This is a genomic window from Streptomyces sp. NPDC043685 (assembly GCF_056436585.1).
In genome coordinates, this window is sequence record NZ_JBWKCH010000002.1 from 274,879 (window position 1) to 291,801 (window position 16,923).

The 16,923-nt window shown below is 71.9% G+C and carries 16 protein-coding genes; 5 read left to right on the forward strand and 11 right to left on the reverse strand.

Features of this window, described 5'->3' with window-relative positions; all coding sequences use genetic code 11:
• The first annotated feature begins 110 nt into the window (after positions 1-110).
• Together AC0665_RS05975 and AC0665_RS05980 are read left to right on the forward strand one after the other, a co-directional pair.
• Positions 111-503: a hypothetical protein gene (locus tag AC0665_RS05975; protein ID WP_478602083.1), complete on the forward strand. Its 393-nt coding sequence runs from the start codon at positions 111-113 to the stop codon at positions 501-503.
• Positions 504-618: 115 nt separating this feature from the next.
• On the forward strand, positions 619-2,046 hold the full coding sequence (locus tag AC0665_RS05980; RefSeq protein WP_478704499.1) for a S28 family serine protease: 1,428 nt from the start codon (positions 619-621) through the stop codon (positions 2,044-2,046).
• A 28-nt stretch (positions 2,047-2,074) separates the two neighbouring features.
• Here AC0665_RS05980 and AC0665_RS05985 read toward each other — a convergent pair whose 3' ends face one another.
• From AC0665_RS05985 to AC0665_RS05995, 3 genes are all read right to left on the reverse strand, one after another.
• Complete coding sequence (locus AC0665_RS05985; protein ID WP_478704500.1) at positions 2,075-2,713, reverse strand: hypothetical protein; 639 nt, start codon at positions 2,711-2,713, stop codon at positions 2,075-2,077.
• Between the two features lie 113 nt (positions 2,714-2,826).
• Positions 2,827-4,653 carry a glycoside hydrolase family 3 protein gene (locus tag AC0665_RS05990; protein WP_478704501.1) on the reverse strand — a complete coding sequence of 609 codons (1,827 nt, stop codon included), beginning with the start codon at positions 4,651-4,653 and terminating at the stop codon, positions 2,827-2,829.
• Between the two features lie 334 nt (positions 4,654-4,987).
• A complete protein-coding gene (locus tag AC0665_RS05995) occupies positions 4,988-5,905 on the reverse strand; it encodes a LysR family transcriptional regulator (protein ID WP_478602089.1) in 918 nt (305 codons plus the stop codon).
• Between the two features lie 130 nt (positions 5,906-6,035).
• Between AC0665_RS05995 and AC0665_RS06000 the strand changes: the two genes are divergently transcribed.
• Positions 6,036-6,998 (forward strand): EamA family transporter, encoded by a 963-nt coding sequence (locus AC0665_RS06000; protein WP_478704502.1) that lies wholly within the window; start codon positions 6,036-6,038, stop codon positions 6,996-6,998.
• A 92-nt stretch (positions 6,999-7,090) separates the two neighbouring features.
• Here AC0665_RS06000 and AC0665_RS06005 read toward each other — a convergent pair whose 3' ends face one another.
• The 3 genes from AC0665_RS06005 to AC0665_RS06015 are packed head-to-tail and all read right to left on the reverse strand — an operon-like array spanning position 7,091 to position 10,220.
• Positions 7,091-7,888 (reverse strand): sugar phosphate isomerase/epimerase family protein, encoded by a 798-nt coding sequence (locus AC0665_RS06005; RefSeq protein ID WP_478704710.1) that lies wholly within the window; start codon positions 7,886-7,888, stop codon positions 7,091-7,093.
• A gap of 32 nt (positions 7,889-7,920) precedes the next feature.
• Positions 7,921-9,072: a dihydrodipicolinate synthase family protein gene (locus tag AC0665_RS06010; protein ID WP_478704503.1), complete on the reverse strand. Its 1,152-nt coding sequence runs from the start codon at positions 9,070-9,072 to the stop codon at positions 7,921-7,923.
• The gene (locus AC0665_RS06015) at positions 9,069-10,220 is read right to left on the reverse strand and encodes a Gfo/Idh/MocA family protein (protein WP_363121828.1); all 1,152 of its coding nucleotides are present in this window, start codon (positions 10,218-10,220) and stop codon (positions 9,069-9,071) included. The genes AC0665_RS06010 and AC0665_RS06015 overlap by 4 nt, the downstream gene beginning before the upstream one ends.
• A gap of 322 nt (positions 10,221-10,542) precedes the next feature.
• Here AC0665_RS06015 and AC0665_RS06020 point away from each other — a divergent pair, with 322 nt between their 5' ends.
• Positions 10,543-11,592 (forward strand): LacI family DNA-binding transcriptional regulator, encoded by a 1,050-nt coding sequence (locus tag AC0665_RS06020; protein ID WP_363121829.1) that lies wholly within the window; start codon positions 10,543-10,545, stop codon positions 11,590-11,592.
• Positions 11,593-11,883: 291 nt separating this feature from the next.
• On the opposite strand, the gene AC0665_RS06025 is transcribed toward AC0665_RS06020, so the two are convergent.
• Both AC0665_RS06025 and AC0665_RS06030 read right to left on the reverse strand, forming a co-directional pair.
• Complete coding sequence (locus AC0665_RS06025; RefSeq protein ID WP_478602097.1) at positions 11,884-12,456, reverse strand: dihydrofolate reductase family protein; 573 nt, start codon at positions 12,454-12,456, stop codon at positions 11,884-11,886.
• A 183-nt stretch (positions 12,457-12,639) separates the two neighbouring features.
• Positions 12,640-13,212 (reverse strand): hypothetical protein, encoded by a 573-nt coding sequence (locus tag AC0665_RS06030; RefSeq protein WP_478602099.1) that lies wholly within the window; start codon positions 13,210-13,212, stop codon positions 12,640-12,642.
• Between the two features lie 308 nt (positions 13,213-13,520).
• Here AC0665_RS06030 and AC0665_RS06035 point away from each other — a divergent pair, with 308 nt between their 5' ends.
• The gene (locus AC0665_RS06035) at positions 13,521-14,324 is read left to right on the forward strand and encodes a sugar phosphate isomerase/epimerase family protein (RefSeq protein ID WP_478508000.1); all 804 of its coding nucleotides are present in this window, start codon (positions 13,521-13,523) and stop codon (positions 14,322-14,324) included.
• A gap of 225 nt (positions 14,325-14,549) precedes the next feature.
• Here the strand turns inward: AC0665_RS06035 and AC0665_RS06040 are convergent, their stop codons facing one another.
• From AC0665_RS06040 to AC0665_RS06050, 3 genes are all read right to left on the reverse strand, one after another.
• Positions 14,550-15,185: a hypothetical protein gene (locus AC0665_RS06040; RefSeq protein WP_478704504.1), complete on the reverse strand. Its 636-nt coding sequence runs from the start codon at positions 15,183-15,185 to the stop codon at positions 14,550-14,552.
• Between the two features lie 475 nt (positions 15,186-15,660).
• Positions 15,661-15,861 carry a DUF397 domain-containing protein gene (locus AC0665_RS06045; RefSeq protein ID WP_468409320.1) on the reverse strand — a complete coding sequence of 67 codons (201 nt, stop codon included), beginning with the start codon at positions 15,859-15,861 and terminating at the stop codon, positions 15,661-15,663.
• Positions 15,848-16,672 carry a helix-turn-helix domain-containing protein gene (locus AC0665_RS06050; protein ID WP_478602795.1) on the reverse strand — a complete coding sequence of 275 codons (825 nt, stop codon included), beginning with the start codon at positions 16,670-16,672 and terminating at the stop codon, positions 15,848-15,850. Before AC0665_RS06050 ends, AC0665_RS06045 begins: the two co-directional genes overlap by 14 nt.
• Positions 16,673-16,923 lie beyond the last annotated feature (251 nt).

Genomic DNA, 16,923 nt, shown 5'->3' on the forward strand with positions numbered 1-16,923 from the left:
GCACCCCGTGCCGCGTCTTCGTGACGTCCGCGCAACCGTCCGACATACGTCATGCGTCCGTACTCGCGTACGACGATGGTCGCGGACGACGCGGTACGGGAGGACGACCAGTGGACAGTGGAGCGATACGCCGGCGGCTCGCGCTCGGGCTGACCGTGCTCACCGCCTCCGGGCTGCTCGCCGTCGCGGTGCCGGGTGAGGCGCAGGCCGCCACCACCGCGCTGTGCCCGGGGCGCAAGGTCCGCACCCTGCCCTTCTCCACCGGGACGGTGCTCGTCTACAAGCGCGGCGGCTACGTGTGCGCCGTGACCCTCCCGAAGAGGCGCGGCGCCAAGCGCACGATGTCGGTGAGCGTGCAGGCGCGCGGCAACCGGCCGGTCGTCGACGCGGGCGAGTACGCCCGCCACGCGGGCCCGGTCACCGTGCACGCCGGGCGCCGCTGCGTCTGGCTCAAGGGGCAGGTCGGCCGGGGGAAGCTCATATCGGGCTGGATCGTGTGCTGACGCACGGCACCCGGCGACGCGCCCCGCGCGCACAGGGTTTTCCCTATGTCCCCTGGTGCTCGGGGGAGTTGGTGGGCTAGCTTCCGGCGCACATCTGTCTCACAGGGGAGTGCGCATGCGCAAGGCGCTCAGATGGCTGCTGGCGCTCACGGTGCTCATAGGCACACTGGGCACGGCGGGAGCGGCCACCGCCGCCGACGCCGCCGGCACCACCGACATCAAGGAGAGGCTGCTCTCCATTCCGGGCATGAGCCTGGTCGAGGAGAAGCCGTACACCGGCTACCGCTTCTTCGTCCTGAACTACACGCAGCCGATCGACCACCACAAGCCCTCCAAGGGCACGTTCCAGCAGCGCATCACCGTGCTGCACAAGGACGTCTCGCGCCCGACGGTGTTTTTCACCAGCGGCTACAACGTCTCCACGACGCCCCGCCGCAGCGAGCCCACCCAGATCGTGGACGGCAACCAGGTCTCCCTGGAGTACCGCTACTTCACCCCGTCCCGGCCCGCCCCGGCCGACTGGTCCAAGCTGGACATCTGGCAGGCCGCCAGCGACCAGCACCGCGTCTTCAAGGCGCTGAAGGGCATCTACGGCAAGAAGTGGCTCTCCACGGGCGGTTCGAAGGGCGGCATGACCGCCACCTACTACGAGCGCTTCTACCCGCGTGACATGGACGGTGTCGTCGCCTACGTCGCCCCCAACGACGTGGTGAACAAGGAGGACTCGGCCTACGACCGCTTCTTCGCGGGCGTCGGCACCCCGGAGTGCCGCGCCCGGCTGAACGGCGTGCAGCGCGAGGCGCTGGTGCGCCGCGAGCCGCTGGAGAAGAAGTACGCGGCCTACGCGCAGGACAACGGCCTCACCTTCGAGACCATCGGCAGCCTGGACAAGGCCTTCGAGGCGACCGTCCTCGACTACGTGTGGGGCTTCTGGCAGTACAGCCTGCTGTCCGACTGCGACCAGATCCCGGCCGACGCCAAGAACGCCACCGACGACGAGATCTGGGACTCCGTCGACACCATCTCCGGCTTCTCCGCCTACGCCGACCAGGGCCTGTCCACCTACACGCCGTACTACTACCAGGCCGGCACCCAGCTCGGCGCGCCGACCATCGGCTTCCCGCACATCGAGAAGCAGTACATCCGCTACGGCTACCAGCCGCCGCGCAACTTCGTCCCCCGGGACATCCCCATGAAGTTCCAGCCGTCGGCGATGCGGGACGTGGACACCTGGGTCCGCCACAACGCCCGGCACATGCTGTTCGTCTACGGCCAGAACGACCCGTGGGGCGCGGAGCCGTTCCGCGTCGGCAAGGGCGCGAAGGACTCCTACGTCATGACCGCCCCCGGCATGAACCACGGCGCCAACGTCGCGGGCCTCGTGCCCGAGCAGAAGGCCCTGGCCACCGCCCGCATCCTCGACTGGGCCGGTGTCGCCACCAGCTCGGTGCAGGCGAACCCGCAGGCGGCCAAGCCGCTGGCGAAGTTCGACGCGAAGCTCGACAAGCGGGACGTCCAGCGCGAGATGACGCTGCGTCCGTAAGGGACGTCGCCCGTCGCGCCCGGCCGTCTCACAGCGGCCGGGCGCACCCCACGGGCCGAACCCCGCCCAGCCGGACGTACAGGGCCGTCGGGGCCGGGCAGTCGGACCGGCGGGAGACCGCCCGGGTCACCTTGTACTGGGGCCGGTGCTCGCCCTCGCCGTCGCAGGCGGTCTCGCGGACCTGCCCGTCGCCGGAGCCGTAGACGCAGTCGCCGACGATCGTGCGGGGGCCGCCCCCGCCGCCCGGGTCGCCGGGGTGCGGCGGCTGGAGGTTGCGCATGCACGCGTAGCCCTGCGGCACCGCCCCGTCGCCGTCCTCGTCGGCGCCGGGCCGCTGCTCGCTGATGTGGAGCACGAAGTCGGTGGTCGCCGGGCAGCGCGGCCCGTCCCGCACCGTGCCGTCGTGCCGTGCCACGACCCGGGCCGCCGCCCGTTCACCGGCGCACGGCACCTCGGTGAAGCTCGTCGTCCCGAAGGAACTGCACTCGCCGACCGCGAGGAACACCGCCCCGTACCCGGACGGGTGGGCCGGTGCCGGCGACACCGTGGCGGTCCTGGCGGTCCCGGCCTCGGCCACGCCTCCCGACGGGCTCTGGCATCCCGCCAGCAGTGCGCAGAGCAGCACCGACAGCGCCCCGGCCACCCCCGCACCACTTCTCTCACGCATCGCCGTCCCCCCGAGTGTGCCCGCCCAGCGTGACCCGCCGTAGCGGGCGCACGCCAGGCACATGGGAGGGTTTGCGCACCTTGGGGGTGGTGCGCCCGGTCCGTGGCGTACGTCTAGTACGACAGTCCGTAGCCGATGGGGTACAGCACCTGCTCCGGATCATCCGCCCGCTGTACCGCGACCGGCAGCCTCCCGCGTGGCTTCACCCGTCCGGCGATCACCCGTGCGGCGGCCCGCAGTTCGACGTCGGTCCAGGAGTAGGCGGCCAGACAGGCCGGTACGGACGGCAGGTGGGCCACGTCGTACGGGTTGCGGATCGCCACCGCCACGACCGGCCTCCCCGTGGCCACGAGCTGTTCCACCAGCGCCTTCTGGCTGCTGCTCGCCGTGACGTTGTAGGTGGCGGCCACCACCGCGTCCGCGTCCCGCGCCGCCGCGACGACCTTGGCGATGGTCGCCGCGGAGGGGGCGGTGCCGGTGGACAGGGCGGTGGCGGTGAAGCCGAGGCCGGTCAGCGCGCCGGCGAGCACGCCCGTGGGCGGGCCCGTCGTGCCGGTCGGCGAGGCCGGATCCGCCCCGACCACCAGCACCTTGGGGTACCGGCGCCGCGACAGGGGCAGCAGGCGCCGTTCGTTGACCAGCAGGGTGGTGGTCCGCTCGGCGATCCGGTCGGCCGCCGCCCGATGCGCCCGAGTGCCCACGGTCCTGTCGACCCCGCCCTGCCCGACGTACGGCGAACGGAACAGCCCCAGCCTGGACTTCAGCCGCAGCACCCGCAGGATCGATTCGTCGAGCCGGGCCTCGGTGAGCTCCCCCTCGCGCACGGCGGTCAGTACGGCGTTCCAGGCCAGGTCGAGGTCGGGCGGGTTGAGCAGCTGATCCACGCCCGCCTTCAGCGCGAGCACCGGCACCCGGGCGTCGCCGTACTTGGTCCGCACGCCCTCCATGCCGAGGGAGTCGGTGACCACGACCCCGTCGTAGCCGAGGCGTTCGCGCAGGATGCCGGTGAGGATCGGGCGCGAGAGGGTCGCCGGGTCGCCGGAGTCGTCGAGGGCCGGGACCATCAGGTGCGCGGTCATGATCGAGTCGATGCCGGCGGCGATCGCGGCCCGGAACGGCGGCGCGTCCAGCCTCTCCCACAGCTCCCGGCTGTGCGTGATGGTGGGGAAGCCGGTGTGGCTGTCGACGTTGGTGTCCCCGTGCCCGGGGAAGTGCTTGGCGGTCGCGGCGACCCCGGACCCCTGGTACCCGGCCACCTCGGCGGCCACCAGCGCGGACACCGCCCGCGGGTCGGCCCCGAAGGACCGTACGCCGATGACCGGGTTGGCCGGGTTGACGTTGACGTCGGCCACGGGGGAGTAGTCCTGCCGGATCCCCATGGCCCGCAGCTCGGCGCCCGCGATCCGGCCGAGGGTGCGGGCGTCGGACCGCGACCCGCCCGCCCCGACGGCCATGGCGCCCGGGAACAGCGTCGCCGGCCTGCCCACCCGGGCGACGATCCCGTGCTCCTGGTCGGTGGAGATGAGCACCGGCAGTCCGCGCGGCAGCCCGAGGGAGGCCCTCTGGATGCCGTCGGACAGCTCGGCGATCTGGTGCGGATCGCGGGTGTTGTGGGCCCAGGCGAAGTAGATGATGCCGCCGACCCGGTACTTCGCCAGCAGTTCGGCGGCCGTGCGGACCCCGATCTCCTTGAGGTTGGCGTCGATGTCGGCCTGGTCGGGGGCGGTGGCGGAGTGGCCGTAGACCCGCATCACGAAGAGCTGGCCGACCTTCTCCTCGAGCGTCATGCGGGAGATGAGGGCCCGCAGCCGGCCGTCGTCCGGGGCGGCGTGCGCGGGCCCGGCGGCCGCGAGAGCGGCGGTGACGGCGGTGGCGGCGAGGAGGGTGCGTCTGGAGGGCTGTGCGGTGTTTCCCGTGCTTGCCGTGCCGGTGTCGTGCACGTGCGCTCCTTCCGGAGGTGATCCGCTGGGATCCGCTGAAGGAAACTTCCAGGAGGTCAGCAATATCCGGGAAGTTTCTGCCGGTCAAGGGAGCGCGCGGCCCTGACCGCCCGGGGGCCGCCATCGGCGCGTAGGAGGGGGGTGCGCCGATGGCGGCGGGGCCGCCGGCCGCGGTACGGCGGAGAGGGTGGTCAGCGATCGCAGCCAGTGGCGAGGGCCGACACCGCACCGTGGTGACTCTCCGGCGGCCTGCGATTGGACGGGGACGGTCCGCCTCGGGTTCCCGGCTCGGCGCGTGTTTTCCGCAATTCGGTGCGCGTGGTGCGCCGGACGCTCAACGGGGCGGATGAGCCGCCGCGCCGGGCCACTGCTCACCGAGCACGCGTACGGTCTCCGCGATGGCCGGACGCCGGGCCGCCCCCGTGCGCCACAGCGCGTACAGCCGCCGCACCGGCATCGGGTCGAGCGGCACCTCCACCACCCCGGCGGGCAGCGGTCCGCGCCCCAGCCGCGGGATGAGCGCGACGCCGAGCCCGGCCGCGACCAGGGCGACGAGGGTGGGGTTCTCGTCGGCCTGGTGGACGAGGTCCGGCTCGTGCCCGGCCGCGCGCAGCGTCCGCAGCAGCCAGTCGTGGCAGACCCGCCCCGGGGGCTGGCAGATCCACCGTTCACCGCCCAGCTCCTCCCGCCGTACGCCGGCCCGCCCGGCGAAGGGGTGCCCGTCGGGGACGAGCAGGTCGCACAGGTCGTCGCCGATGACCGCCTGCTCCAGACCCGGCGGGGCGGGCAGCGGCGCGATGTCCCAGTCGTGGGCGACGGCGAGGTCGACGGCGCCCTTCGCCACCAGGTCGACGGACAGATGCGGGTCGACCTCGCGCAGCCGGGCGTCCAGAGCGGGATGGCGGCGGCCCAGCTCGGCCAGCACGCCCGGCATCAGCCCGCGCGCCGCCGAAGCGAACGCGGCGATGGTCAGCCGCCCGGCCGGCCGACCCCGCCGTTCCTCCAGCTCGGTCTCCGCGCGCTCCACGATGGCCAGCAACTCCTGTGCGGCAGCGACCAGTTGGAGTGCCTCGTCGGTGAGCCGGACGCCCCGCCCCTCCCGCTCCAGCAGCACGGTCCTGGTCTCCCGCTCCAGCTTGGCGATCTGCTGGGACACCGCGGAGGGCGTGTACCCGAGCGCGAGGGCCGCGGCGCCGACGGTGCCGTGCACGGAGACGGCGTGCAGGGCACGGAGCCGCTGGAGGTCGAGCACGGGGTGCTCCCTTCTGCCGAGCGGGTCGCCCAGGGGTGTGCTCGGCGATGCTTTCGCTTAGCGATGCTTCATCCAACCATGCAGCGATCATCGCTGGTGCTTCACGGTCGTGGGGCGCGATGCTCACGGCATGCGCCCGTCACACCTCGCTCTCGCCGTCCTGGTCGCCGCCGTCTGGGGCGTCAACTTCACGGTCATCGAGATCGGCCTCGGCCACTTCCCGCCCCTGCTCTTCTCCGCCCTGCGCTTCCTCGCGGCCGCGCTCCCGGCGGTGTTCCTCGTGGGCCGTCCGAAGGTGGCGTGGAAGTGGGTCGTGGCGGTCGGCCTGGTCCTCGGCGTGGCCAAGTTCGGCCTGCTCTTCGTCGGCATGGACGCGGGCATGCCGGCGGGCCTGTCCTCCCTGGTGCTGCAGATCCAGGCGGTGTTCACCGCGGCGATCGCCGCCCTGACCCTGGGGGAACGGCCCTCCCGCGTCCGTCTGCTGGGCATGCTGATCGCCCTGTCCGGCATCACCGTGGCGGCCGTGGACGAGGGCGCCTCGGGCCCGCTCGGCGCGTTCGCCCTGGTGATCGGGGCGGCGGCCTGCTGGGGCGCGTCGAACGTCCTCACCCGCAAGGCGGCCCCGCCCGACGCGCTGAACTTCATGGTCTGGGTCAGCACGGTCCCGGTGCTCCCGCTGCTGGCCCTCTCCCTCCTCACCGAGGGCCCCGCACGCGATCTGGCCGCCCTGCGCGCCCTGGACTGGCAGGGCGCGGGCACGGTCGTCTACGTCGCCTGGATCACCACGGTCTTCGGCTTCGGCGCGTGGGGTTTCCTCCTGCGTCACCACCCCGCCTCCACGGTGGCGCCCTTCTCGCTCCTCGTCCCGGTCTTCGGCATCTCCTCGGCGTTCCTGTTCCTGGACGAACCGGTGAGCCCGCTGCGGTGGTGCGCGGCGGCGCTGCTGGTGGGCGGGGTGGCGCTGACGTCCCTGACCCGGCGCCGCACCGCCCCGCCGGTGGCCGCCGTTCCGACGGTGGCGTCCGCCCCGCCGGTGGCCACCGGTCCGACGGCCACTGCTGCGACGCCTCGACCGGCATCCCGGGCGGGCTGACGTGGATCGCTGTCGGGCCGAAACATGCCGCTGCCCCGCTCCACCTGGCAGGCGGGGCGGGGCAGCGGCCCGGTGCGTGGTGCGAGGACGGCTCAGCGGGTGTGTTCGGCGAACCTCGCAGCCGTCTCGGCCAGGACCTCCAGGCCGTCCCGGGCCCACAGACCGTCGTTGAACAGCTCCACCTCGATGGCGCCGGTGTAACCGGCCGCCTCGACGTACCCCTGCCACTCCCGCATGTCGATCGACCCGTCGCCGATCTGACCGCGGCCGGTGAGGACGCCCTGGGGGAGGGGCGTCGTCCAGTCGGCGAGCTGGAAGGTGTGGATGCGGCCGCCCGCGCCCGCCCGGGTGATCTGCGCGGGGGCGGTGTCGTCCCACCAGATGTGGTACGTGTCGACCGTGACGCCGACCTGGTGCGCCGGGAAGCGCTCGGCGAGGTCCAGGGCCTGGGCCAGGGTCGACACCACGCAGCGGTCCGAGGCGTACATGGGGTGCAGCGGCTCGATGGCCAGACGCACGCCGTGCCGCTCCGCGTAGGGGCCCAGTTCCGACAGGGCGTCCGCGATGCGTTCCCGGGCGCCGTGCAGGTCCTTGGAGCCGGCCGGGAGCCCGCCCGAGACCAGGACCAGGGTGTCCGTGCCCAGGGTCGCGGCCTCGTCGATCGCGCGGCGGTTGTCGGCCAGGGCCTCCGCCCGCTCCCGCGGGTCGATCGCGGTGAAGAAGCCGCCCCGGCACAGCGTCGTCACCGTGAGGCCCGCCTCCCGGACCAGCTTGGCCGTGGCCTCCAGGCCGTGCGCCCGCACCGGCTCGCGCCAGAGCCCGACGCCTCGGATGCCCAACCGGGCGCAGCCGTCCACCAGTTCCGGCAGGGACAGCTGCTTCACCGTCATCTGGTTGATGGAGAAGCGTTCCGGCGCGCCGCTCACTGGTTCACCCCGTACACGCTCAGCAGCGTCTTCATCCGTTCCTCGGCCAGCTTCGGGTCCGGGAACAGCCCCAGCCCGTCGGCCAGTTCGTACGCCGTCGCGAAGTGCGGCAGCGAGCGGGCCGACTGCAGGCCGCCGACCATCGTGAAGTGCGCCTGGTGGCCCGCCAGCCAGGCCAGGAAGACCACGCCCGTCTTGTAGAAGCGGGTCGGCGTCTGGAACAGGTGGCGCGACAGCCCGACGGTGGGGTCCAGCAGGGCGCGGAAGCCCTGCACGTCGCCGGTGTCCAGGACCCGGACCGCCTGCGCCGCCAGCGGGCCCAGCGGGTCGAAGATGCCGAGCAGCGCGTGGCTGAAGCCCTGCTCGTCGCCCGCGATCAGCTCGGGGTAGTTGAAGTCGTCGCCCGTGTAGCAGCGCACGCCCTGCGGGAGCCGGCGGCGGATGTCGATCTCGCGCCGGGCGTCCAGCAGGGAGACCTTGATACCGTCGACCTTGTCGGGATGGGCGGCGATGACCTCCAGGAAGGTGTCCGTCGCCGCGTCCAGGTCGGACGAGCCCCAGTAGCCCTCCAGCGCCGGGTCGAACATCGGGCCCAGCCAGTGCAGGACCACCGGCTCGGCCGCCTGGCGCAGCAGATGGCCGTAGACCTCCAGGTAGTCCTCGGGCCCGGAGGCCGCCGCGGCCAGCGCCCTCGACGCCATCAGGATGGCCTGCGCGCCGGACTCCTCGACGACCGCGAGCTGCTCCTCGTAGGCCGCGCGGACCTCCGCGAGCGACCCGGAGGCGATCTGGTCGGTGCCCACACCGCAGGCGATACGGCCGCCGACCGCCTTCGCCTCGGCCGCCGAGCGCCGGATCAGTTCCGCCGCGCACGCCCAGTCCAGCCCCATGCCGCGCTGGGCGGTGTCCATGGCCTCGGCGACGCCCAGCCCGTGGGACCACAGGTGGCGGCGGAAGGCGAGGGTGGCGTCCCAGTCGACCGCGGCGGGCGAGTCGGGGGAGACGTCCGCGAAGGGGTCGGCGACGACGTGCGCCGCCGAGAAGACCGTGCGGGAGGTGAAGGGGGTGCCGGGGGTCACGCCCAGGGGCTCGGTGCGGGGCTCATAGGTCCGCAACGCCCCGTCGGCACCGGGGAGTCGGATGGTCACAGCGAGATCTCCGGCACGTCGAGACGGCGGCCCTGGGCCGAGGAGGCGAGGCCCAGCTCGGCGAGCTGCACACCGCGGGCACCGGCCAGCAGGTCCCAGTGGTAGGGGGCGTCGGCGTAGACGTGCTTGAGGAACAGCTCCCACTGGGCCTTGAAGCCGTTGTCGAACTCGGTGTTGTCCGGGACCTCCTGCCACTGGTCGCGGAAGACCTCGGTGGCGGGGATGTCCGGGTTCCAGACCGGCTTGGGGGTGGCGCTGCGGTGCTGGACGCGGCAGTTGCGCAGGCCCGCGACCGCGGAGCCCTCCGTGCCGTCCACCTGGAACTCCACCAGCTCGTCGCGGTTGACGCGCACGGCCCAGGAGGAGTTGATCTGGGCGATCGCGCCGCCTTCCAGCTCGAAGATGCCGTAGGCGGCGTCGTCGGCGGTGGCGTCGTAGGGCTTGTCGTTCTCGTCCCAGCGCTGCGGAATGTGGGTGGCGGTGAGGGCCTGGACGGACTTCACGCGGCCGAACAGCTCGTGCAGCACGTACTCCCAGTGCGGGAACATGTCGACGACGATGCCGCCGCCGTCCTCGGCCCGGTAGTTCCAGGAGGGGCGCTGGGCGGTCTGCCAGTCGCCCTCGAAGACCCAGTAGCCGAACTCGCCGCGCACGGAGAGGATCCGGCCGAAGAAGCCGCCGTCGATCAGGCGCTTGAGCTTCAGCAGGCCCGGCAGGAAGAGCTTGTCCTGGACGACGCCGTGCTTGATGCCGGCCTCGTTCGCCAGCCGGGCGAGCTCCAGGGCGCCGTCGAGACCGGTGGCGGTGGGCTTCTCGGTGTAGAGGTGCTTGCCGGCCGCGATGGCCTTCTTCAGCGCCTCCTCGCGGGCGGAGGTGACCTGCGCGTCGAAGTAGATGTCCACCGTTTCGTCGGCGAGGACCGCGTCCACGTCCGTCGACCAGTGCTCCAGCCCGTGCTGCTCGGCCATCGCCTTCAGCGCGTGCTCACGGCGGCCGACCAGGATCGGCTCGGGCCACAGCACGGTGCCGTCGCCGAGGTCGAGGCCGCCCTGCTCGCGCAGGGCGAGGATGGAGCGGACCAGGTGCTGGCGGTAGCCCATGCGCCCGGTCACACCGTTCATTGCGATACGCACCGTTTTGCGTGTCACGTCGTTCCCTTCGTACGCGGTTGTCGCGCCGCGTACGCCCCACCCTGCACAGGCGACCCGGGGAACCGGCCGCGGACTGGTGAACGTGACAGCAAGCGCTTTCTATACAGGGAGAAGCTAGCCTCTGAACCGCGGTCCGGACAAGACCGTGACCAGGACGAGTTGTTCGAGGGGGCGAACAACCCGGGGGCGGGGGCTTAAGGTCTGCTCGGAACCATGGCCATGGGTCCGGCGGCCCACCTGCTGATCCGCCCGGAACCATGGCCAGTGGTCTGGGTGTGTACGAGGGCGGAGACGAGATGCGCGACCGGAGGACGACGAGATGACGGTGACCCTGGCGGACGTGGCGGCCCGCGCGCAGGTCTCGCCCGCGACGGTGTCGCGCGTGCTGAACGGGAACTACCCCGTGGCTGCCTCCACCCGCGAGCGGGTGCTGAAGGCCGTGGACGAGCTGGACTACGTGCTCAACGGACCCGCGAGCGCCCTGGCCGCCGCCACCTCCGACCTGGTCGGAATCCTGGTGAACGACATCGCCGACCCCTTCTTCGGGATCATGGCGAGCGCGATCCAGGCCGAGATCGGCGGACCGGGCGGCCGTGCGGGCGGGGAGAGACTCGCGGTGGTCTGCAACACGGGCGGCTCCCCGGAGCGGGAGCTGACGTACCTCACGCTGCTGCAGCGGCAGCGCGCCGCGGCGGTGGTGCTGACCGGCGGGGCGATCGAGGACGCGGCGCACCAGGCGGCCATGGACGCGAAGGTGCGGAAGCTGGTGGACGCCGGGACGCGCGTCGTCCTGTGCGGCCGCCCCCCGGCGCCGGACACCGGGGCGATCGCGCTGACCTTCGACAACCGCGGCGGCGGGCAGGAGCTGACCGAGCACCTCATCGGGCTCGGGCACCGGCGGCTCGGCTACATCGCCGGCCCCGAGGAGCGGACCACCACGAGGCACCGCCTCGAAGGGCACAGGGCCGCGCTCGCCGCGCACGGCATCGAGGAGGACCCCCGGTGGACGGTGCACGGGCGCTACGACCGGCGGTCCGGCTACGAGGCGACGCTGGAGCTGCTGCGGCGTGACCCGTCCCTGACGGCGGTCGTCGCGGCGAACGACTCCGTCGCACTGGGGGCGTGCGCCGCGCTGCGCGACTCGAACCTGCGGATCCCGGAGGACGTCTCGGTCGCGGGCTTCGACGATCTGCCGTTCAGCATCGACGCGGTGCCGTCCCTGACGACGGTGCGGCTGCCGCTGGCGGAGGCGGGGGCCCGGGCGGGCCGCATCGCGATGGGCCGTGAGGAGGCGCCGCCCGGGGGGATCGCCTCGGCGCGGGGGGAGTTGATGGTGCGGGGGTCCTCCGGGGTGCCGCGGACTTCCTGACGGCCGGAGCCGGGGCGGGACCGGTGCGGGGCCCTGCCGGCCGCGCGCCCCCGCTTCGGCGCGGGTGCCTCGTCCTCCTGTGATCCCGCGTTCGTCGGGCAGGTCCTTCTGGTGGGTGCCGCGTTCGGGGCGTGACGGCGGGGGTGGTGCGGAGGCTCTGCCGGCCGTGTGCCCCGGTGCCCCCGCTTCGGCGCGGGCGCCTCGTCCTCCTGTGATCCCGCGTTCGTCGGGCAGGTCCCTCTGGTGGGTGCCGTGTCCGGGGCGCGACGGCGGGACCGGTGCGGGGCCCGGTCAGCGAACGACGTCGAAGACGTTCTTCTGCAGCCCGTTGGCGTAGGCCTCGTGCTCGACGAGCCGCAGCTTCTGGGTGTCCTTGTCCGTGGCGCTGAAGAGCCGCTTGCCCGCCCCGAGCAGGAGCGGAAAGACGAGCAGGTGGTAGCGGTCGATCAGGCCGACGTCCGAGAGGGCCTGGTTCAGGGAGGCGCTGCCGTGGATGATGATCGGGCCGCCCTCGGTCTCCTTCAGCGCGGCGACGTCGTCGAGCGAGCGCAGGATCGTCGTCTCGCCCCAGTTCGACACCAGGTCGTCCTCGGTGAGGGTGGTGGAGACGACGTACTTCGGCATCACCTTGTAGTCGGCGAAGTCCTCCATGTCGGGCCACACCGCGCTGAACGCCTCGTAGCTGGTGCGGCCCAGCATCATCGCGGTGGCCTCCTTCTGCTCCCGGCCCTTGATCTCGAAGGCCTCGGGGAGGAACTCGACGTTCTTGAAGGTCCACCCGGAGTTCCGGTAACCGGGCTCGCCGCCCGGGGCCTCCACGACGCCGTCGAGCGAGATGAAAGCGGTGCTGATCAGAGTGCGCATCGTGGGTTCCTCGGTATCTCGTGTCGGGTTTTCGGCGGATTCCGTCGGTGCACGCTTCCACACCACGGGCGGTTGCGCGCACGAACACCTCTTCCGACTGCGCGACACGGAAAAACTCATCGGCCGTCGCCTGCCGGGGCCATTCCGTCCTCTGGATCACCGGGCACGCGGGAGAGGGCCGGGCTACGCGCGCGATGACACCGGCCGCGTACGGACGAGTGCCCGCAGCATCGCGGCGCCCGCGCCCACCGCTGCACAGTGCAGCACCGCCGCGAGCGCGAGGTTTTCCGGCAGGGCCGCATCGGCCAGCCGCGCGACTGCCAGGTACAGGGTGAACGGAAGCTTCCAGCCGCTCCCGGCGAGCAACGAACCCGAGCCGAGCCAGCCGAGCACCATCGGGCCCCCTCGCGGGACTCGCGCGGGCCGGCCTCGCACGACAGCCCAGGTGGCAGCGGACGCCACCCAGGCCCAGAGCCCGAAGACCCCGGACAGCACATGCCAGGCGAGGTCCCGCTCACCGCGGTGGGCCACCCCCGCGGTGCCGCCCAGCGCCCAGTACAGCCAGATGAGACCGACTGCGGCGCCGACCACGGACATCCGTGGCAGCGCCCTCGGCGAGCCCTCCCCACGGTCCCCGAGCCGGCCCCCGAACGCCTCCGGCCGGCGCCGCCGCACGTACGTGGGCAGGGCGATGGCCAGACCCAGCCCCATGCCCGCGAACCCGAGCTGGACCAGCCCTGCCTCCCAGACCGGCATCGAAGGACCCGCGTCACGTCCGCTCCTCGGACTGGCTTTCTGCGCTTGGGCAGGGACGGGGTTCCATCTGAACTCCCTGTTCAGGCAACGGATTTCAAATCTCATTCACCGCTGCCCCCACGGGCGTCCACCGCCGGGCGCATCCATGTCCTCACTCAGGGGGAGGGGACTCGGCCGACGGGAGCACAGGAAACCGCGGGAGCACGAGGAGCCGCGATCCCACCGGCCAGGGCAGGTGACCGGATCTTCACGCAACACCCGGGGGACGGAGGGAGTCACAGACGGGCTGCCGGGTAGATTCCGTCCGTATGAAGCTGGCGTTCTCCACCCTCGGTGTCCCTGGCCTGCCCCTGACCGACGTCCTGCGCCTCGCGACCACGCACGGCTACCACGGCGTGGAACTGCGCACCCACCCCGAGGAACCGGTCCACACCGGCCTCGGCCCCGCCGAACGGGCGGACGTCGCGGCCGAGTTCAAGGGCGCGGGCGTAGAGCTCCTCGGTCTGGCGGGCTACGCACGGGTCGCCGCGCCGGGCGACGACGAGCCCGTCCTGGCCGAGATCCGTGCCCTCCTCGACCTGGCCCGTGACCTGGGAGCCCCGTACGTCCGGGTCTTCCCCGGCGGCGACCTCGACGTCCAGACTCCCGAGGAGGCCGACGCGACGGCCGCCCGGCGTCTGGGCACGGCCGCCGAACACGCCAACGACCTGGGCGTGCGCATCCTCCTTGAAACCCACGACTCGCACCGCACCGCCGCCGACGCGATGCGAATTCTCGGCCTCGTCGGCCACCGCCAGGTCGGCGCCCTCTGGGACGTGATGCACACCTGGCTCGGCGGCGAACAGCCCTCCGAGACCTACGCGGCGCTCTCCCCCCACCTCGGCTACGTCCAGGTCAAGGACATCGCCTCTCCGGACGACACGACCCCCCTGGCCCTCGGTCAGGGCGTCCTCCCGCTGGCCGAATGCGTCGAGGTCCTCTCCCGCCACGGCTGGGACGGCTGGCTCTGCTGGGAGTACGAGAAGCGCTGGTACGAGGAGGCGGCGCCGCTGCCGGACCTCCTGGAGCCGGGGCGTGAGCACCTGAGCAGGCTGCTGAACGACTCGGCGTGACACGTCAGTCCCGGGCGGAGCGGACGGCCCCGGTCGGCAGGACCGTGGACGGCGAGGTGCGCTCCAGGGCGATGACCCCGAGGAGCGCGCCGGTCGAGATGGTCGCCTGGCCAGCTCCCCATGACCGACTGGGTGCCCCGCCGCTTCCCCGGCGAAGCCGCCATCACCGGCGCGACCCGATGCCCGGCGCCGAACACCGGCCGGAACGAGACACCGGGCGAGAATTCAGGCGCGGCGTTCCGCAGCGAGCTGCTCCAGTACCTTGATGTCCGGTACGTCGAGAGCCGGTATCCGCAGCCAGCGGAAAGGGAAACCGTATGCGCCGGCTTCGGGGTCGCGGAACTCCATACGCAGAAGCGCGCCCAGTTCGTCTTCCTCGACGCTGGCGTGAACGAAGCTGTAGCGCAGCGCTGTGATGTCTTCCCACGGTATGCGGGTGTCCTGGTGGTGCAGACCGTCCCCGTGAGCGGTCAGCGGACCGAACTCCACCTGGCCTCCCGCCGCCAGAGTGGCTTTGGCCTTGGTCAGCTGCACTTCGGTCACATGGTTGTGGATGTGAGCCAGCAGTGGCCAGATGGAGGAAGGGGGACGATCGGCGATCTGGCCCGTCCGGAAGAGGGCACCTGGGGTGGTGACCGGCGGGTCAGCCAGGCGGGATGACACCACCGTGCCGTCGGCGAACTCCAGCCGCTGAATGTAGACCCACTGTGTGACGACCGCGCCGCCCTCCGCGGAGTGCCCATCGAGATCATTGGCGAACCACACATGCGTGATCTCCGGCCACGGATACATGCGAGGGGCGAGGGCCGCCTGCACTTCGTCGCCGTCGTCCCCGATCAGCCTGACACCGATGTCGTGCACGCAGAGCAGTACCGTCCGCGGTCCGTCAGGGGTGTCGACCCGCCCGGGGAGTCGTCCGTGCTCGGGCCCGGTGGAGGGGTCCTGCTCCGTGGGGACGGCTCTGGCGCCTTCTGATCTCCGGCTTCTCCCCCACCAGCGAGCCATGCGCCACCCCTCCCAGGTTTCACCGTCCCGAGCGCTGATCACCGCCCAATTGCCCGGCACACCACCGCCAGCAGCCTCCCCGGACCCGGGCCCTTTCATGCGGATCACGGATCGCGGTGGCCGTGCTGTTCGCCACCCGGCCTGCGAAGGCCCCGGCGACGCTCCTCATGAAGATCCCTGAGCCGTCCGCAGCGGCCCGTGTCCCAGGCGCGGACCGCTCCGGGGGACACGAGGCTCCAGGGGCCCAGTCGAGCCGGCAGGTGGGCGGTGGACATGAGAACGAGGGGGCTGCCTTCGGTCCGGCGAAGGTCCCACCGAGCCGGCCACCGTCTTAGCCCCTGATGTGCCCGTCCTTGACGGCGGCGACGAACGCCGCCCAGCCGCTTCGCGAGAAGACCAGGGCGGGGCCGTGGGCGGTCTTGCTGTCCCGCACGGGTATGTCGGGGTGGCCGGGGGCGACTTCGAGGCACTCAGCTTGACTACCGCCGCTGTAGCTGGACTTGAACCAGCCGGTGCACTCACTGCTGATCATGTGTGTGATCCTCTGCTGCCGATCTGACGAGGGCCAGTGACTCGTGCTGCGACAACGCGTCGCTCAGGGCCAGAGCGTAAGCGGTCTGGCAGGACCTCACCAGCGCCGGATCGTCCATCAGACGTCCTGTCTCGAACGCGTCGACGTATGCCACCGGGGCGGAATCCTCAAAGCTCATCAGGGTGAGCAGGCTCTCCATGAGCGGATGCGCACCGACGCGGTACGGAAGCACGTGCAGGCGGATCCGTCGCGACTCGGACAAGTCTGCGATCTTGTGCAGCTGTTCCGCCATGACCTGCGGACCGCCCACAGCGCGTCGCAGCACGGCCTCGTCGAGAAGCGTCCAGACGACCGGAGCCGACGGGCCGTCAAGGATGTGGGCACGCTCTGTTCGAATGACAACTTGCCTGTCAAGTTCCTGGTGCGTGGTGGTGGGGCGGTAGGCCGCGAACACGGCCCGGGCGTAGTCGGGCGTCTGAAGCAGGCCGGGGACCAGTGTGAGCGCGAACTGCTGGATCAGCGTCGCCTGTCGCTCCAGTTCGGCGGTGGCAGCGAAGCGGGGGTCGTACTTGTTCTCCAGATCGCCCAGCCACCGCGCGAAGAACCCGTCCGTCCCCAGCGCTCGGTCGATGCGCTGCGCGTCATCCGGCTTGGGAAGGCGCCTGCCGGCCTCGAAGTGGCTGATCAGCGTGGGCGAGCACACGACCTGATCTCCGAGTTCCTCCTGAGTCAGGCGCGCCGCGTTCCGCCGGAGCCTCAGCTCTTCCCCGTACTTCTCCCGCAGTGTTCGAGGCATGCGACCTTCGTCCATCAGCCAACTCCCCTTCTTGACAACCGCGATGTCAAGCTCCACCCCCTGGCAGCGTAGCGAGGCCCGGCCCCACTCTGTGACTGATTCACCACAGAACGCAGTCACCGCAGGTGAGAAGGCAGGCAGACGCACGTGGTAGACCTCATCGCCCGGCTCCTGGAACCGTTCCTCCGCTTCCTCTTCCCTCCCCGGGGAAGGCGACGGCGATCGACGGCACCACCCCCGCGCCGCCCGCACGCACGCCCGCACGC